9 protein-coding genes are annotated in these 17,695 nt (G+C 39.7%); 3 read left to right on the top strand and 6 right to left on the bottom strand.

Annotated features, from left to right (window positions below; all coding sequences use genetic code 11):
- Positions 1 to 74: 74 nt before the first annotated feature.
- From PNIG_RS07765 to PNIG_RS07755, 3 genes are all read right to left on the bottom strand, one after another.
- Positions 75 to 1,931 (bottom strand): glycoside hydrolase family 13 protein, encoded by a 1,857-nt coding sequence (locus PNIG_RS07765; protein WP_089368199.1) that lies wholly within the window; start codon positions 1,929 to 1,931, stop codon positions 75 to 77.
- The gene (locus tag PNIG_RS07760; RefSeq protein ID WP_089368198.1) at positions 1,932 to 3,425 is read right to left on the bottom strand and encodes a tryptophan halogenase family protein; all 1,494 of its coding nucleotides are present in this window, start codon (positions 3,423 to 3,425) and stop codon (positions 1,932 to 1,934) included.
- Between the two features lie 104 nt (positions 3,426 to 3,529).
- Entirely contained in the window at positions 3,530 to 6,331 is a 2,802-nt protein-coding gene (locus tag PNIG_RS07755; RefSeq protein WP_089368197.1) for a TonB-dependent receptor, read from the bottom strand.
- Between the two features lie 659 nt (positions 6,332 to 6,990).
- Here PNIG_RS07755 and PNIG_RS07750 point away from each other — a divergent pair.
- Positions 6,991 to 8,631 carry an alpha-glucosidase family protein gene (locus PNIG_RS07750; protein WP_089368196.1) on the top strand — a complete coding sequence of 547 codons (1,641 nt, stop codon included), beginning with the start codon at positions 6,991 to 6,993 and terminating at the stop codon, positions 8,629 to 8,631.
- Positions 8,632 to 8,684: 53 nt separating this feature from the next.
- Here PNIG_RS07750 and PNIG_RS07745 read toward each other — a convergent pair whose 3' ends face one another.
- Positions 8,685 to 9,239, bottom strand: coding sequence for a TIGR00645 family protein (locus tag PNIG_RS07745; RefSeq protein WP_028835834.1), 555 nt, complete (start codon positions 9,237 to 9,239; stop codon positions 8,685 to 8,687).
- Between the two features lie 243 nt (positions 9,240 to 9,482).
- Between PNIG_RS07745 and PNIG_RS07740 the strand changes: the two genes are divergently transcribed.
- Entirely contained in the window at positions 9,483 to 9,725 is a 243-nt protein-coding gene (locus PNIG_RS07740) for a hypothetical protein (protein ID WP_016899532.1), read from the top strand.
- Positions 9,726 to 9,892: 167 nt separating this feature from the next.
- Here the strand turns inward: PNIG_RS07740 and topA are convergent, their stop codons facing one another.
- Both topA and PNIG_RS07730 read right to left on the bottom strand, forming a co-directional pair.
- On the bottom strand, positions 9,893 to 12,610 hold the full coding sequence (gene topA, locus PNIG_RS07735) for a type I DNA topoisomerase (RefSeq protein WP_089368195.1): 2,718 nt from the start codon (positions 12,608 to 12,610) through the stop codon (positions 9,893 to 9,895).
- A 250-nt stretch (positions 12,611 to 12,860) separates the two neighbouring features.
- The gene (locus PNIG_RS07730; protein ID WP_089368194.1) at positions 12,861 to 16,172 is read right to left on the bottom strand and encodes an Ig-like domain-containing protein; all 3,312 of its coding nucleotides are present in this window, start codon (positions 16,170 to 16,172) and stop codon (positions 12,861 to 12,863) included.
- A 189-nt stretch (positions 16,173 to 16,361) separates the two neighbouring features.
- Between PNIG_RS07730 and PNIG_RS07725 the strand changes: the two genes are divergently transcribed.
- Complete coding sequence (locus tag PNIG_RS07725) at positions 16,362 to 17,693, top strand: dicarboxylate/amino acid:cation symporter (protein ID WP_089368193.1); 1,332 nt, start codon at positions 16,362 to 16,364, stop codon at positions 17,691 to 17,693.
- The last annotated feature ends 2 nt before the right edge of the window (positions 17,694 to 17,695 follow it).

The following is a 17,695-nucleotide window of genomic DNA, read 5'->3' as shown; positions in this document are numbered from 1 at the left end:
TTTTGTTATGAATTTAATACTAGTGTGAAGCGCGACTGACTGACAGTCGCTGCATACGTATTCAGTTAAGCAATTTACTCTATCACTAATACTGTGGCACTCATGGGTGCTAATGTTATTGCATCAGTTAAATTAATTTGCTGCTTAGTAAACAAGTTTGTTGCTGTTGTATGCAGCTTAAGCACCTCTTGCATATACTCTAATGACCAATTTTTAGCCTGCTTATTTTTATTCAAAAATACCAACACTATTTGCTCATCGGCTATACGTGCATAACTGTAAATACCTTGATGTGGACTAAAATGCGTTAGCTTGCCATAACCTAATGCAGGGCTTTGCTTTCTAAAATTAAGTAACGTACGTAGGGTTTGGTGCATATCACGCTGTGCATTTGTGAGCCCTTTACCTGTAAAGGCATTAACTGTTTGCCCAGCAAAGCCGCCCGGAAAATCAATACGAATATCGCCGTGGTCATTACTGCCTGTGTTATCGAGTAATACTTCGGTGCCATAATACATTTGTGCAATACCGCGGGTGGTAAGCAGCATGGTCATCGCCATTTTGGTTTTATTTAGATTTTGCTTTAGCTCAGTATAAACACGGCTCATATCGTGGTTATCGGCAAATACTAAAAGGTTATTTGGATTAGGGTATAAAAAATCATTGGCAAGTGATTGGTATACTTTAACCCAACCTGTGTTCCAGCTTTCATCTTCGTTTAAAGCTTGAATGAGCGCCTCTTGCAGCGAAAAGTCCATCACACTGGGTAAACTTGAAGTATAACCGTCGCTGTTATTTTTGCCCGCTTGCCAATACGATGCAATTGCTGGATTGGTAGTCCACTCTTCACCAACAATATTAAACGCTGGGTATTCGCTCATAATTGCTTTGGTCCAATTGGCTAAAAAAGCTTTGTCTGAGTATGAATATGTATCTACTCGAATACCGCTTAAATTTGCATACTCAATCCACCAAATGGTGTTTTGAATTAGGTAGGTTGCCAACAAAGGTTGACGCTGGTTTAAATCGGGCATGGTTTCTACAAACCAGCCATCGCTAAATTGACGTTTATCGAACTGGCTGGCGTGAGGGTCTTGAATGGTTTGCCTTGCATGACTAGTGGCATGTTTACCATTGGCAAACTCACCATTAAAATTAATCCAATCAGACGTTGGCTTGTCATTCATCCACACATGCTCAGAGCCAAAGTGATTAAGTACAAAATCCATCACTAAACCAATCCCCTGTTGCTGCGCTTTATTTGACAGCTCTTGGTAGAGTTCATTACTGCCCATACGGGGATCTATATTATAAAAGTCAGTAATAGCATAACCATGGTAAGAGTAGCTTGGCATATTGTTTTCAAGCGCTGGGGTTAACCACAATTGAGTTACCCCTAAATCATTTAAATATGGAAGTGCATTGATCACCCCTTGTAAGTCGCCACCGTGGCGCCCGCCTTTACTTTTTGGATCAGCGGCCTCTAACATGCCTGCTGCGGTGTCGTTACTGCTATCGCCATTTACAAAACGGTCTGGGTTAATTAAATAAAGGGTATCTTGGCTGTTAAAGCCTTTACGCTTGGCACTGTTGCTGCTGCGAGTATGTAACGGGTATTCAAAGCGCTCACCCGTTGGGCTGGTAAACACTAAGTCACCAGGCTTTGCTTGCGGCGTTATTTTTAGGTTTAAAAACGCATAATTAGGGTTATCTGTTTTGCTAATACTGATTAACTTAACCCCATTGTAGGGGATTAATTGCCACTGTTGTTTAGCAATGTTTGGCTCATGCAACATAACTTGCAATGCCTCATTTTGCATGCCAACCCACCAATTTTGTGGCGATACAGACATGGCCTGTGCCTTTGTTGCAGTAAATGGTATTGCAGTAAACAATGTTGTAGCAAACAGTGCTTTAATTAGCTTTTTCATTTAATTATTTTTCATCCTAGATAAAAATTCACTATGGGAAGGGAGTTGTTCAACCGTGTGGTTAATCAAAGCTTTTAAATCAGAAAATAATGCGAGCAGCGGCTCATCAGTTAGGGCGTTGGCTAATGGGTGATAATCATCTGCTTCAAGCCCCTGACCTATCATTACTTGCTGCCACGCTGGCTCGGAAAAAAGTTCGTCGTCTTCTCGAGTGAGCTTGCCTGTTTGCTTGAACAAGGTTATTTTTTGTTGCAGAGTTTCGGGAATACTCATTTGCTGACATTGACGCCCAAATGCGCTATCTGTGCGGGTGGTAAGCTTATAATGTAAAATTATAAAGTCGCGTATGCGTTCTATTTCGGTTTTACTTTGCAGGTTATATGTAGTTACTTGCGAGTGTTTAATCCCATTATGCGGAAACAACTTAATTAATCGAATAGCCGCTGTTTGAATTAAATGAATACTGGTTGACTTTAACGGCTCTAAAAACCCACTTGAGAGTCCAATAGCAACTACATTTTTATGCCATTGTAAGCGTCGGCGCCCCGTTTTAAAACGGATCACCCGCGGCTCTGTTATTGCTTTGCCGGGCAAATTAGCGAGTAATTGCTGCTTTGCTTCATCATCTGTTAAATAGCGGCTCGAGAACACTAAGCCGTTACCAACTCTGTACTGTAAAGGTATTTGCCATTGCCAACCAGCATTTTGGGCAATAGAGCGAGTATAAGGTACTGGCTCATTCGCTGATTCACTTTGCACTGCTACTGCGCTGTCGCAAGGTAGCCAATGCGACCAGTCTTCAAAGCCTGTATTTAAGGTTTTTTCAATTAATAATGCACTTAGCCCAGTGCAGTCAATAAATAAGTCGCCCTTAATTACTGAGCCACTCTCAAGTGTTAATGCTTGTATATCACCTGACTGCTGACACTGCTGCACGCTTTTTATTTTACCTTCTACACGTTTAACACCGCGCTGCTGCGCAAGTTTTTTTAACAGTTTGGCATATAAGGTTGCGTCAAAATGATAAGCATAATGTAACCCTGGTAATTGGGTATTAGGCAAATTACGTAAATGGGCGAATTTACCTGCTTTTGCCGCTTGGTAGTTAACAGAAAAATCCCACAAGTCGGGGGCGTGGTTTTGCTGTTTTGCTTTTAGCCAAAAGTGATGAAACTCACAAAATGGAAAATCTTTACCAAACGAGCCAAATGCATGCATGTAGCTATGCCCAGGTGTTTTCCAATTTTCGAACTCTATACCCAGTTTGATAGACGCATTAGTGGCTTTGATAAAATCTTGCTCATTAATACCGAGCGCATTATTAAGCCCAATAATAGGAGGAATAGTGGCCTCTCCCACACCTATAGTACCAATGCTACTTGATTCAATAAGGGTAATATTAATTACTTTACCTAATACTTTATTAAGTAGTGCTGCGGTTATCCAACCGGCTGTTCCACCGCCTGCAATGACGACGTGTTTTATTGGTTTCATATTATTGCTCACGTTCATAAAGGTTGATAAAACTTAGGCAAAGTAGCTATAAAAAAGCCCTTGTAAAACTAATAACAAGGGCTAATATCTTAACTAAATTTCAGTTAAAGCTTGTAGCTGAAACCAAGGATAAAGTTACGTCCATAATCTTGATAATCACGAACTTGCAAAGCGTTATCACCACTTAATGTTGTAAATGGTTCTTCAGTGATATTTTGTACTTGGAATGTCACATTTAAGCCATCTAAGCTCTCAACACCCGCTTCGCCAAAATCATAGCCAACTTGTACATCCCAAATTGTTTCACCTAAGATGTTTACTTGCTGTGTTTCATAACCTGCGTTGTAAATATCACCTTTAAAGTCGCTGCGTTTACGCATACTAGTACGTGCTTGGAAACCACTACGCTCGAAGTAAACCGTTAAGCTATCAATTTGGTCTGATAAGCCTGGTAACTCGTAATCGTTGCCGTTTTGATCTTCAACATCTTGTTCAATTCCAGTATGGCTGGCAATTAAACCAAAGCCTTCTAGTGAGTCGCTAAAGACATTAAATGGTAGAGCAAGAGACAATTCATAACCCCAAAGGTCTCCACCACCGCCATTCACTTTACCTGATGCAGTACCACTACTATTCTCTGGTATCTCACCCGTTGAAGGGTCAGCAACCCCTGACATATCAACTTCGTATACGCCATCAAATATCCATTGACTTAAGTCTTTATAAAATACAGCTGCTGAGAAGTAGCCTTCTGCACTAAAGTAGTTTTCATAAGTCAAATCAAAACCCGTTGCTTCTTTTGGTTCAAGTGTAGGGTTACCACCCGATACTGACCAATAGTTGCCATTCTCATCAGGACGCTCTGAATTATAGCTCGCATTAACAGAAGCATTCATTTCATCTAGGCGGGCTCGTGAGATAGTTTTAGCGGCACCAAAACGCACAGTTTGATTTTCATCTAGCGCTAAAGATAAATTAAGACTAGGTAAAACATGACTATAATCATGAGACACATTGCTAGGAACGGCCTCAACTAGACCAGTCGCTTCGTTCGGTACGGCGGCAAAGCCTTGCGAAGATTGCTCAGTTCTAACATAGCGAACACCAAAGTTACCTGTTAGTGGTAGTTCACCTACTTCAGCATTAATATCAGCTTGTACAAAAAACGCCGTGACTTTTTCTTGCACTGTGTATGATTGCGTCGTGTGTTTTATATCCGTTAAACTTTCTTGGATTGAGCTATAATATCCATCGTCAACTAGTGCACGGGTATCATAGGCGATCATATCACCCATACCGATAAAATCTAAACTAGCAGTTCCGAGACGGTATTGCTCTGGAACGACAAGCATACCTGGGTTATCTAATGAGAAGTCACTTAATGTTAAGTAGTACCCCTCAGACTTTTTGCTCTTCTCGCGGTCGCGATATGACATACCAAAACTAACTTTGCTTAAGTAATCGTTTTCTAATAGCTTACTTGCCGCTAGCTTTAAAGTATGTAGTTCATCATTAACCTCAGGGGCATTAATAAAGCCGTCTTGTGCTGTATTTTCGTAAGGCGTGCCAGTTAAACCATATTTATCATTAAGCGCTGCACTCTCTCCCCAAGATAATGGCCCGCCTAATTGAATTAAGCCGTAATCACTGTAATCGAGTTCATGTGAGAACTGCGCACCAGTGTTACCACCATCAAGCGAATAACCTATGTTGTCAGGATCACCATTAATATCTCCACGGCCTGTGCCAGAATAACTTTGTAAGCTCCAATCCTTTCGCTCAACTTCAGATAAGCTCGCATCCAACTCTACCGACCATGAGTCGTCAATGTTATATTTAGTATTAAAACCAAATTGCGTTAATTCAGCATCACGTTCTTCAACATCATTACGAACTACTACACGTTGACCTTGTGTTACTGCACTGGTGATAAACCCAGATTCTTCATCTATAGCTAGGCTATTTGGATCAATATAGCCTTGCCCACCCCAATCAGGAAAAAATGGAGTTTCAATACCACGTAGGATTTTTTCATCTGTAAAATCAACATACAACGCATCAAATGTCATGTTTAAACGGTCATTTGGTGCAGCTTCAACTACTAGCATCGCTGAATCACGTTCAAGTGTTGATGAACGTACAAAAGGTTTAGCGCCGCCTAAGATTGAATAATTCTGTCCATCAACGTCGAATTCAGGGTATCCCCAAGAATTCCAGCGTTTTTCTTGGTTAGGTGAGCTCATAGTATTGTAAGCAAATGCAACACCTATAGTGTCATCTGCAAACTGATCAATGTATGAAACCGTGCCACGAAAGCCTTTGTCATCACCATCTGGGTTTAGCTTATCAAAACCTGACTGCTCTAACTGACCATTAAACATGATCACGCGCTCGCCTTTACTTAAAGGTTTTACAGTTTGCATGTCAATAACACCAGCAATACCTTCTGCATCTAAACTAGCACTTGGTGTTTTATATACGGTTACACCGCTCATTATTTCTGATGGGTAAAGGTCAAACTCAACACCACGGTTGTCACCAATCGATACTTGCTCACGGCCATTGAAGGTTGTTGCACTTTCGTTTTCACTAAAACCACGAACGCTTACACGACTGGCACGGCCATCTAGGCGCTGCGCGGTCAAACCTGGTAAACGTGCGATTGATTCGGCAATTGACGAATCTGGTAATTTACCAATATCTTCTGCAGAGATAGACTCAACAACCTGTGTTGAAAAACGCTTAGTATTAATTGATTCAACAACACTACCGCGAAAACCTTTTACCTCAATAATTTCTACATCATCATTTTTTATTGTTTCTTCTTGTGCCGCAGTGGTGGCAAAGCTTGATAGTCCGGCAGCAGTTAATGCTAGCGTTAATATACTTGGTTTGAACATAGCCATAATGTTTTCCCGTTACCCATAATGTGATACCCGCTTTGTTTGAGTGATAGTCAAACAAAGTGAGCTAATTTTGTTGTCAGGATTAATGTTAACGCTCTCTTCATTTTATTAACAACTTTATGCATACGTATTCAACACTTGCACATTGACATTGCATTAACATAAAAACAACCTAAAACACCATAAGCCATTGTTTTAATTACTTTTATAACTTTACATTAATTTCTTAATAAATTTAGTTAAGTAATTATATTTATCAATAAAAGGAGCATGTTGTTAAATTTAAACTGAATAAAAATAACCATATTTAAGCTGATCCCTGCTCTGTATACGCTTATTGTTGGGCGTACAATTGGTAAGACCAATGAGGTATAGAGGCGATTAACTCAAGCCATTGTTAATAATGATTAAAATAAGAATTAACCTATAAATCAATTTAAAAACCTTAATTGGTAAGGTTGTTTTCTCGCTAATTTAAAATATTTAATTGGTTTTTAGTGATTTTTTTAATACTTAAAAAGTGTGTATTTTACTGCATACGTATGTAGTATTTTTACAGAATCACGGGCTTCACGTATGCTTTTTAGAAATATTATATGGTGAGTTAACAAACCATATTTAGCGTAATCGAAATACGGTGTACAATGACGGAGAAAAGCATGACCCAACAACAGTGGTACAAAGGTGCGGTAATTTATCAGGTTTATCCGCGTAGCTTTCAAGATAGCAACAATGATGGTATTGGTGACTTAAAGGGGATAATTAATCGCATTGATTATATTAAAAGCTTAGGTGTTGATGCTATTTGGATTTCACCTTTTTTTAAATCGCCAATGAAAGACTTTGGTTACGATATTAGCGACTACCGAGATATTGACCCAATATTTGGTGATTTAAACGATTTTGATGCGCTAATTGAACAAGCGCATGCCCGCGATATTAAAATTATTATTGACCAAGTACTCAGCCATACTTCTGATCAACATCAATGGTTTTTAGATAGCCGCGAAAATACCACTAATGATAAGTCTGATTGGTATGTTTGGGCTGAGTCAAAAGAAGATGGTACAGCACCAAACAACTGGTTGTCTATTTTTGGTGGCGGTGCATGGCAATGGGAGCCGCGTCGTGGACAATACTACTTACATAACTTTTTCACGGAACAGCCTGATCTTAACTTTCATAACCCTGATGTTCGCAAAGCTGTATTAGATAATGTTGAGTTTTGGCTTAAAAAAGGCGTTGATGGTTTTAGGTTAGATGCAATTAACTTTTGTTACCATGACGCACAGCTTCGTGATAATCCTGCAAAACCAAAAGAAAAGCGTCAGGGCCGTGGTTTTAGTGAAGACAATCCGTATGCTTTTCAGTATCACTACTACAACAACACACAGCCAGAAAACATTGAGTTTATGCGTGACATTCGCACCTTACTCAATAAATACCCAGGAACCGTGTCTTTGGGTGAAATATCATCAGAAGACTCACTTGCTACTATGGCTGAATACACCGCCGGTGGCGATAAATTGCACATGGGTTACAGCTTTGAGCTACTAACTGATGACTACTCAAGTGAATATATAAGAAACACCGTTACTACACTTGAACAACGTATGACTGAAGGCTGGCCTTGCTGGGCATTTAGTAACCATGACGTAGAGCGCGTTGCAAGCCGTTGGAGCGAAACGGGTGAAGTAAACCCTGCGCAATGTAAGATGTTAACCGCCCTATTGGCCTCGTTACGTGGTAGCGTGTGTATGTATCAAGGTGAAGAACTCGGGCTCGGTGAAGCAAGCGTTGCGTTTGAAGATTTACAAGACCCATACGGCATTACGTTTTGGCCAAACTTTAAAGGCCGTGATGGTTGTCGTACCCCAATGCCTTGGGAAAACCTTGATAGCTCACATGCCAATGCTCACAATGCGGGCTTTAGTGAAGTAAAACCGTGGTTACCTGTTGATCAACAACATAGGCTGCAAGCAGTTGCTGAACAAGAGAATGATTCAAACTCAATATTAAATGCGTACCGTGAATTTATGGCATGGCGTAAAAACCAGCCGGTATTACTTGAAGGTGATATTGAGTTTTTACAAACCGAAGAGCCAATCTTAGCGTTTTACCGTACTCGAAACGATGAAAAAATGTTGTGTGTATTCAATTTGAGTGCTTCACAAGCAAAACTTACTATTAATGCAAGTGTTGAAAATGAACATAACGACCTTTATCATCACAACGCAAAGCTTGATAATGAAACACTGACAGTTGAGCCATTTGGTTGTTATTACGCCCACTGCAGTTAATATTTACATTATTATAAAAAACCCGAGCACTGCTCGGGTTTTTTTAGCATTTTTTAATGGCTAATTGTTTTACTATTTAAGTAATCAGTAAATGCAAACAGTACACCCGACACAACAAAGGTCACGTGTATCAGCACTTTCCAGAGTAATTCATCATTTGAATGAGATGCAGAGCTTATAAACACCTTTAGTAGCTCAACGGCTGAAATGGCGACTATTGCACTAATCAGTTTCATTTTTAAACCAGAAAACCCTACTTTTCCCATCCATACGGGACGGTCCTCATGATTTTCGATATTAAGCTTAGAGACAAAGTTTTCGTAGCCACTGAATATAATAATTAATAAAAGTCCAGCTAACAAAGCGGTATCAACCAAAGTTAATATACCCACCAACAACTCTTGATTACTGGCAGTAAACGTTGCGATCCCCATCAAATACAGCTGTTTAAAAAATTTTATTAGTAATAAAACCACAGCAAATAGTAAACCGACAAAAAATGGGGCGAGTAACCAGCGTCCTTTGAATATAAACGACTCAAGAGCATGCTCTACTTTATGAACAGGTTGTATTTTTTTATTTATATTATTTGTATGTGGCTCTGACATAAGAACACCTAAAAATTAAAACGCGACATTAGCCTAAATTTAGCTGTAACACAATTAGTTAAGGTTAAACACTTTTACGCGATACGCTCATCTTGACGATAAAAATATTTCGTTTCCCTTTATTTTATATTCGATTAAAAATCAATATACCAACAGAGATGTTCTGGCTTGGTTACACTTGTTTTATGTAGGCATTGTATGAATACATAACTCGATTGTTACTCCATTTTTAGGAATAAGAAAATGAATAAAGCATTACTCGCGTTAATCGTTGCACCATTTTTCGTTTTATCTGCTGCTAATGCAGTGGCAAACGATGCTACAGACGCTTCAGCTGAGACGATTCAAGAATTCACAGAAATGTGTGTTAGTTGGGCTAAAGAAGACGACGTAAGCAATGAAGAGCTTTATAACTATGTTTTAAAGTGTGTGAATGATGAACTAACATCTGAAGGCTATAACAAAGTCACTGCTGTTAAGATTTAATGAATAATTGAGTGAATTGAACCTAAATTGGTTACATTTTTTAATCCTGTAAAGTAAAAAATCAGATTAGAAATGCCATTGCGATAGGTTTGATTTGACAAAAAAAACCGGAACTGTCACAGGCTGTGCGTTCCGGTTTTTTATTACTTAAAGCGGTGAATAATTAATTATTTATCGTCTTTTTTTACTTTTGCTTTCGCTTTACTTTTAGCAGGCGCTTTTTTAGCGGCAGCTTTCTTTTTAGGCGCGGCTTTTTTCTTAGCCTCTTCTACCCATTTACCACCTTCGTAGTGTGCCGTCCAACCAGTTGCTTTGCCATCAACCTCAGTCATTACATACTGTGATTTATTCTTACGACTGTAACGCACAACAGCAAGATTACCATCAGGATCTTTAGCTGGTGCATCAGCTAGGTAGTAAAACTTAGGCGAAATACGATCTCTAAAACGCTGTAACTCTTCTACTTTGGGGGCGCGTGTTTCTCGTGATTTAGGGAACGTATTTGCTGCTAAGAAAATACCTGCAGCACCGTCACGTAATACAAAATAGGCTTCAGACTTTTCACATTCTAATTCAGGAATATGAACGGGATCTTCTTTTGGTGGCGCAGCTTCGCCATTTTTTAATAACTTACGGGTATTTTTACACTCGTCATTGTTACAGCCAAAATACTTACCAAATCGACCTGATTTTAATTCCATATCAGCGCCACATTTATCACATTCAATAATAGGGCCGTCGTAACCTTTAATTTTAAACGTACCCTCTTCAACCACATGCCCATGACACGCTGGGTTATTACCACATACATGTAATTTACGGGTTTCGTCGATTAGGTATGAATCCATTGCCGTTTCACAAATTGGGCAACGTTTCATTTGCATTAATGTTTCGGTTTCAAGATCTTCTGCATCGGCACTGTCTGCGGCAACTGCTTCATCGCCCGATACTAAGTTCATCGTTGTTGTACAACGCTCTTTAGGCGGTAAGTTATAACCAGTACACCCTAAGAACACGCCAGTAGATGCGGTACGGATACCCATTTTACGGCTACAAGTCGGACATTCAATATCAGTTTCGACCATTTCATTAAGACGCATTCCGCCATTTTCAGGCTCGTCTTTCGCAACAGTTAATTGCGTTGAAAAGTCGGCATAAAACTTATCGAGTACTTCGGTCCAAATGCGCTTGCCTTCGGCGATATCATCTAAACGACCTTCCATTTTGGCAGTAAAGTCAAAGTTCATTAAGTCTTCAAAATTTTCTACTAAGCGGTCGGTAACTATTTCACCCATTTTTTCAGCGAAGAAACGACGGTTTTCAACCCGTACATAACCGCGATCTTGAATAGTAGAAATAATAGATGCATAAGTAGATGGGCGGCCAATACCACGTTTTTCAAGCTCTTTTACTAAACTCGCTTCGCTAAAACGCGCTGGCGGTTTAGTAAAGTGTTGCTTAGGGTCAAGTTCAATTAACGTTAATGTTTCGCCTACTGTTACTGCAGGTAAAGACTGATCTTCTTCGTTCTTTTTACGAATAGCAGGCTGTACTTTAGTCCAACCATCAAAGCGTAGCACACGGCCTTTGGCTTTTAGTTGGAAGTCATTTGCTGCTACCGTTAATGTCGTTAAGTCGTATTCTGCAGGTACCATTTGGCACGCTACAAATTGACGCCAAATTAGCTCATATAGTTTTTTAGCATCGGCATCAACCCCTTCAATATGCCCCGAAAGCACAGTTACACTTGATGGACGAATTGCTTCATGCGCCTCTTGTGCATTGCCTTTTGAGCTATAATTAATAGGATCTTTAGGTAAGTACTTTTCACCAAATTGCTCTGTTACATATTCGCGACACATAGCAACCGCATCTTTTGACAGATTAGTTGAGTCGGTACGCATATAGGTAATGTAACCGCCTTCGTACAAGCGCTGCGCTAGCATCATGGTTTTTTTAACGCCATAGCCTAAACGTGTACTGGCTGCTTGTTGCATAGTTGAGGTGATTAAAGGCGCACTTGGGCGACTTTTACTTGGTTTTTCGTCAACGCTTATAACTTTATATTCTGCATTCTCAAGGCTTTTAACTGCTGCGCTTGCCTGAGCTTCATTTACTGGCTTAAATGGCTTGCCTGCTTGTTTGGCTACTTCTAAGCGTAACTCTGACTCTGCATTTTTAACGTCAGCATGAATATCCCAAAACTCTTCAGGTATAAACGCTTTAATTTCGCGTTCACGCTCAACGAGTAAGCGCACTGCTACCGATTGTACGCGTCCAGCCGAAAGTCCACGTGCCACTTTTGCCCACAGTAAGGGAGATACCATAAAACCAACAACACGGTCTAAAAAACGACGTGTTTGCTGTGCATATACCATATCGGTATTAAGCTCACCGGGTGTTTCGAATGCTTGCTGAATTGCGTTTTTTGTAATTTCGTTAAAAACCACACGCTTATATTTTGCAGGCTCACCGCCAATAATTTCTTGAAGGTGCCAAGCAATTGCTTCCCCTTCTCTATCCAAATCCGTTGCGAGATATATTTGGTCAGCGTTTTCGGCAAGCTTTTTAAGCTCTTGTACTACCTTTTCTTTTCCTGGCAGTATTTCGTAATGTGGTTCCCAGCCTTTATCAGGGTCAATGCCCATACGCGCGACTAAGTTAGAATAGTCTCGTTGCTTTTTATACGCTGCTTTCTCTTCAGGTGGTAATTTACGCACTTCAGCCGGCGTTTTAGTCGCTGGCACTTTGTTTTTTCCAGAACCTGAAGTAGGTAAATCTCGCACGTGTCCAATACTGGACTTTACGATGAAGTCATTACCTAAATATTTATTAATTGTTTTAGCCTTAGCAGGTGACTCTACAATTACTAGCGATTTGCCCATAGTTGCCTATTTCTAACCAAGTTTTTTAAAATGTGTTTAGCCGACATAAGCGGCACGAATATTTATAGGTATATCTACAAACACTAATTGTTACAAGCTTTTAATACAAACTTTTCAGTTTTAAGCGAATAAACGAACAATTTCTGCGTTTAATTTAAACAAACAGGTGTTTTTAGAGTAATTGATGGGGAATATATAGAATAGAAACAAAAAATGCCAACCTTATGGTTGGCATTTTTCAATTTAGTTTTTATTTACTGTCAAATATCGCGATACCTTTTTTAACTGTTTTAGTACTACCCGACTGAGTTTTGAACTCGAATGCTATAGATAGTATGCCATCAAACTTATCGTTACCATCGGCTTCTCGTGAGATCCTAACATCTGAATACATTGGCGTATCGCGGTTAGTATTCGGAACCACATCACTACTTTCAATGATGGATAAGTCACCATTAGTAGTTGAAAGCGAAATAGTTGTACCTGCTGGTAATGGATTACCAAATTCGTCAGTATAATGGATACGAACTGTGATGCCGCCTAAACCAATATCTACTTTCTCTGGTACTGAAGGATCGGTCCCATCGTATGCCGGATTATCGACACTCACCGTAGATAAATCGATTGCATCAACATCACAACGCTCTATGGTATCTGAGGTTTCGAAATTACCCGCAATAGAAGCGGAACAATCTGCCGGCACATAAACTTGATAAGGCGCTGGCAATATATTGTTAGTTTTTAATACTGAAAAACGCAAATATGGATCATCGCCTGACATTACTAGCTCAAACTGCTTGCGTACTTCAATCAATTCGCGTGAACATTCGCCTGCCGTACTAGCCGCTTCACTACATAATAAACCATTGTATTTACCATCAGCTAAATTATAAATCCCGTCATTATTTAGGTCACGCCAAGTTTCGTTATGGCCACCACGTGAATTGAGTTCTGAACACGCATCACTTGCTGGATCATTAGCGTCACCGCAATTAACTTTATCGAACGAGGCATTTTCATTATGGTCAATAAACGCTTCTGGTAAGTCGTAACTTGCATAGTATTCACCGATATCAAATAAGCCATTTCTGCGTTGCACTGTCGCTGTTGACTCTTCATCAACAAAGTTTTCTTGACCTTTTGTAACAGCCAGAATGCTCACGCGACCACCCATAACAACACCATCGGGACTATTTTTAGCGCGCTTAATACCATTAATACACGGCGCTGCAGAGCCAAAGTAAGGGTCACAGTTTACTAACCCTGTTTTTGGGTTAATTCCTTCTGTTGTTGAAGGATCGTTGTCAATTTCGCCAATACGATTACCCCATTTCTTTTCATAAAAAGGGCGGTCGCCTTGTGATCGCCAAGTAACAACACAGGTCGCATCATTTGTTTTACAGGTAACTTCATTACTTGATGAGCCTATAACGCCGGCTTCTGCTAAAATGGTGGCTTCAACACCGTCGCCATTATAGTTATTAAACTGGTCACCAAAAAACACCGTAATATCAGTAGTTACGCCATTATAATTTAATGAATTTGTATTGAATATAACTGGGCTCGCATCAAAACTATTTTGATCAGTTACTCCAGATGCCAAAGTTAATTGTGATGAAACTGAGCTAATTTGCTCCGATAGTGGTACTAAGTTAAGTGTACCTTCCGGACAAATTGCATTATTTGGATCCGTTTGGCAAAGTTCAAAATCATCAACCCAACAGGTTAAATCATCACCTGCAGGTAAATTGCTTACATCAACTTTAGAAATGTAACAGGCTTTAACAACTAACGGGCCTGGAACTATACCTGACGTTACAGTAGTTTGGACAAAGCCATTACTATCTGTGTTGCCACTTAACGATGTTAACTTAGCAGCACCAATTGAATCGGTTAGTTTAAAATCGATACGTTGTTGTGTTGATACAATGCCGTCTGCATCTAACAATTTAAATTTAACAATAGATTGTGTTGGCGCACCGCCTTCACCCGGAGGAAGCGCTATAAATGTTTCACTTACATCAACAAATTGAATTGACTGCACCGCTGAGGTTTCTACTGGGATAGTCGTCGCTATAGTAAAGTTTTTACCGCCAGTTTCTACCGTGATATTAATATCGTCATCAATGCTACAGCCTGTTGCACGATACGTGGAGGTCGCGATACCACCAGAAGATTTAACCGAGGCGTCTATTACTGACTGACCACTAATAACACAAGTTGAACTAAACTCAACATCCGTCGGGGTTAAATATAAATTGCCTGCTTCATCACGCAGTGTTACTTCGATAACTGTACTGCCGCCTGCTTTTAAAGGAATAACATTTCCAGCAGCATCTTTATTTAAACCGTTGTTAACCTCAAGGGTTAAATCTGCAATCCCTACAGCAAAGTTAATGGCTGCACTTTCACCTAACGATCTCGCTGTTACAGTTCCTGCACCGCCTGTATTTCCTGGTTGTAATTTAAGTAATGCAACACCAAAATTATCGGTAAGTGCTGTACCAGAAGAGGGCAATACTGACCCTAAGTTAGTCGATATATTTACTAGTGAACTCTTAGTACCTTCGCCACTTTGCTCATCTGTTACCTCTATAAATAACTCACCTAACTCAGAAGATGAAATAGTATTCGCTATTGTACATCCAGATGAAACTTGAGTTGGATCGAGCTTAACCGCATCTCGATTATCATCCCAGCCAGGCAAACATCCGGTTAATAATTTAACCGATACCGAAAAGCGTGCCAAATTAATTGGGGCAGAGTCACCCGATGAATAAAAAACGGCTGTATTACTTACTGAAGCTGAATTACTTGATGTATAACTAGCAACAACTTGGCCAGCACCTTTAAAGTTACCACTAGAGAGTGTTACACGTGCTTCGCCTGCGCTATTTGTAATCGCAGTACCAAGATCTGGAGTGATTTTGCCAGTAAACTTAGTTGTAAACGTGATCAGTTGTTCACTAAGTGCAACGCCATCATTTTGTAACGTAGCTATTACTGTGCCTGGATTAATTGCAGTGACTGGATTAGTGTCTGAAAACTTTTCACCTATCTTATCAACAATATTAACCGTTAGCGTGGTGGAACCAGACACGCCAGTATCGTCGCCCTGACCTCCTGTTGATTGAAAAGCAAAGGTCCCCTCATAACTCTCACCATCAACAATGTATGACGCAGTAACTTCACCAGCTCCGGCATCTACGCCTGCAGTTAATTCCACGGTAGCAATACCATCATTTTGTGTAAGTGCTGACAAAGGATTCAAATCACCAATATCGTCAACAAGGGTAAAAGTAATTCGTTTACCGGCAACCACTTCACCATCTCGTTTTAGTGTAGCCCGTAAATCTAGCGCAGAGGCCGCTGTAACAGTATTCGATGCGCTGCCATCCTCTTGGGAGTAGCCTTGAAGTGTAACGGCGTAGGTGGGTACATCAGGTGTTGTTCCTCCGTTACCATCACCTATACTGCCCTCCTTTTCAAGTGAGCCACCACCACCACAAGCTGTGATAAAAAAGCTGAGCATCATAATGCTTAGCAGTCGTGTTAAAGGCATAAACCTCTCCCTAGCGTTATTATTATTAACTTTGTATTGTTTACCTCATGTTAACCTATAACTTAGTCTAAAATCACAGTTTTTTGATACTTTCTTTGATAAAAAAATTTAAATTATTAATAAATTTTTCTGTATAAATATTTACATGCTGGTAGGCTGTGCCAAATTTATAAAAAATAGATTGGAAATATGTCGAAAATACGTTCAATGAGCTTAACAACTCGCATAATGATAGGCATGGCATTAGGTATTGCCGTAGGCTTTTTATTTCAAGCTATATTAGCTGGTGAAGACGATTACCTAATACCACTTGGGTTATTCTCTTTGCCAATTAAAGCTTTTTTTGTTGATGGAATTTTTCACATTGGTGGGCAAATATTTATTGCCAGCTTAAAAATGCTGGTTGTTCCTTTAGTATTTGTATCTTTAGTGTGTGGCACATGTAGCTTAAGCGATCCTAAAAAATTAGGCAGCTTGGGTGGTAAATCAATTGGTTTATATTTAATTACCACAGCCTTAGCTATTACTCTGGCTATTACTTTGGCTTTACTGTTTAGCCCTGGCGTAGGTATTGACTTGCCAACAGATGCAAGTTACGACGTATCTGAGGCACCTACCTTAGCGCGCGTTATTATAGATATGTTCCCTACTAATCCTTTTGAAGCTATGGCAAAAGGTAATATGCTTCAAGTTATTGTTTTCGCATTACTGTTTGGTATTGCTATGGCACTTAGTGGTAATGCCGGGAAACGCGTAGCGGTGGTTTTTGAAGACCTTAATACGGTAATTTTAAAACTAGTTACTTTATTAATGAACGTGGCGCCTTACGGGGTGTTTTTCTTAATGGCAAAGTTATTTACTACCATAGAGTTAAACTTAATTGTTAGCTTGGCTAAGTACTTTTTTGTAGTGGTTGCCGCTTTATTATTACATGCGTTTGTAAATTACAGTTTGTTATTAAAACTATTGACGGGTTTAAACCCTGTAACTTTTTTAAAGAAAATGAAACACGCCTGTTTGTTTGGTTTTAGTACTTCAAGTTCAAGTGCAACTATGCCAATTACTCTTGAAACAGCCACTAAAAAACTCGGGGTTAATAACTCTGTTGCTTCATTTACTATTCCGCTAGGTGCAACCATAAACATGGATGGCACTGCCATTATGCAAGGTGTTGCCACTGTATTTATTGCGCAAGTATTTAGTGTTGATTTAACTATTTCTGATTATTTAATGGTAATTTTAACGGCTACGTTAGCGTCTGTTGGCACGGCCGGCGTACCGGGTGTTGGCTTAATTATGTTAGCAATGGTACTTAATCAAGTAGGCCTACCAGTAGAGGGTATTGCAATAATTATTGGTGTAGATAGATTGCTAGATATGACCCGCACTGCAGTTAATATTACGGGTGACTGTATGGTTACCTGTGTGGTTGCTAAATCTGAAGGTCAGCTAGATGAGTCTATTTATAATGACCCAAATGCAGCGAAAGATTTAGAAAACATAAGTAAATCTATGAATTAGTA

The organism is Pseudoalteromonas nigrifaciens (assembly GCF_002221505.1).
Taxonomy (GTDB): Bacteria; Pseudomonadota; Gammaproteobacteria; order Enterobacterales; family Alteromonadaceae; genus Pseudoalteromonas; species Pseudoalteromonas nigrifaciens.
The sequence above is the reverse complement of the archived record's forward strand: the minus strand, read 5'-3'. Positions and strand labels throughout refer to the sequence as shown.

Bases quoted from the DNA above. Each gene is read 5' to 3' on its own strand.
- PNIG_RS07765 (WP_089368199.1), bottom strand. From the start codon at position 1,931: ATGAAAAAGCTAATTAAAGCACTGTTTGCTACAACATTGTTTACTGCA.
- PNIG_RS07760 (WP_089368198.1), bottom strand. From the start codon at position 3,425: ATGAAACCAATAAAACACGTCGTCATTGCAGGCGGTGGAACAGCCGGT.
- PNIG_RS07755 (WP_089368197.1), bottom strand. From the start codon at position 6,331: ATGGCTATGTTCAAACCAAGTATATTAACGCTAGCATTAACTGCTGCC.
- PNIG_RS07750 (WP_089368196.1), top strand. From the start codon at position 6,991: ATGACCCAACAACAGTGGTACAAAGGTGCGGTAATTTATCAGGTTTAT.
- PNIG_RS07745 (WP_028835834.1), bottom strand. From the start codon at position 9,239: ATGTCAGAGCCACATACAAATAATATAAATAAAAAAATACAACCTGTT.
- PNIG_RS07740 (WP_016899532.1), top strand. From the start codon at position 9,483: ATGAATAAAGCATTACTCGCGTTAATCGTTGCACCATTTTTCGTTTTA.
- topA (WP_089368195.1), bottom strand. From the start codon at position 12,610: ATGGGCAAATCGCTAGTAATTGTAGAGTCACCTGCTAAGGCTAAAACA.
- PNIG_RS07730 (WP_089368194.1), bottom strand. From the start codon at position 16,172: ATGCCTTTAACACGACTGCTAAGCATTATGATGCTCAGCTTTTTTATC.
- PNIG_RS07725 (WP_089368193.1), top strand. From the start codon at position 16,362: ATGTCGAAAATACGTTCAATGAGCTTAACAACTCGCATAATGATAGGC.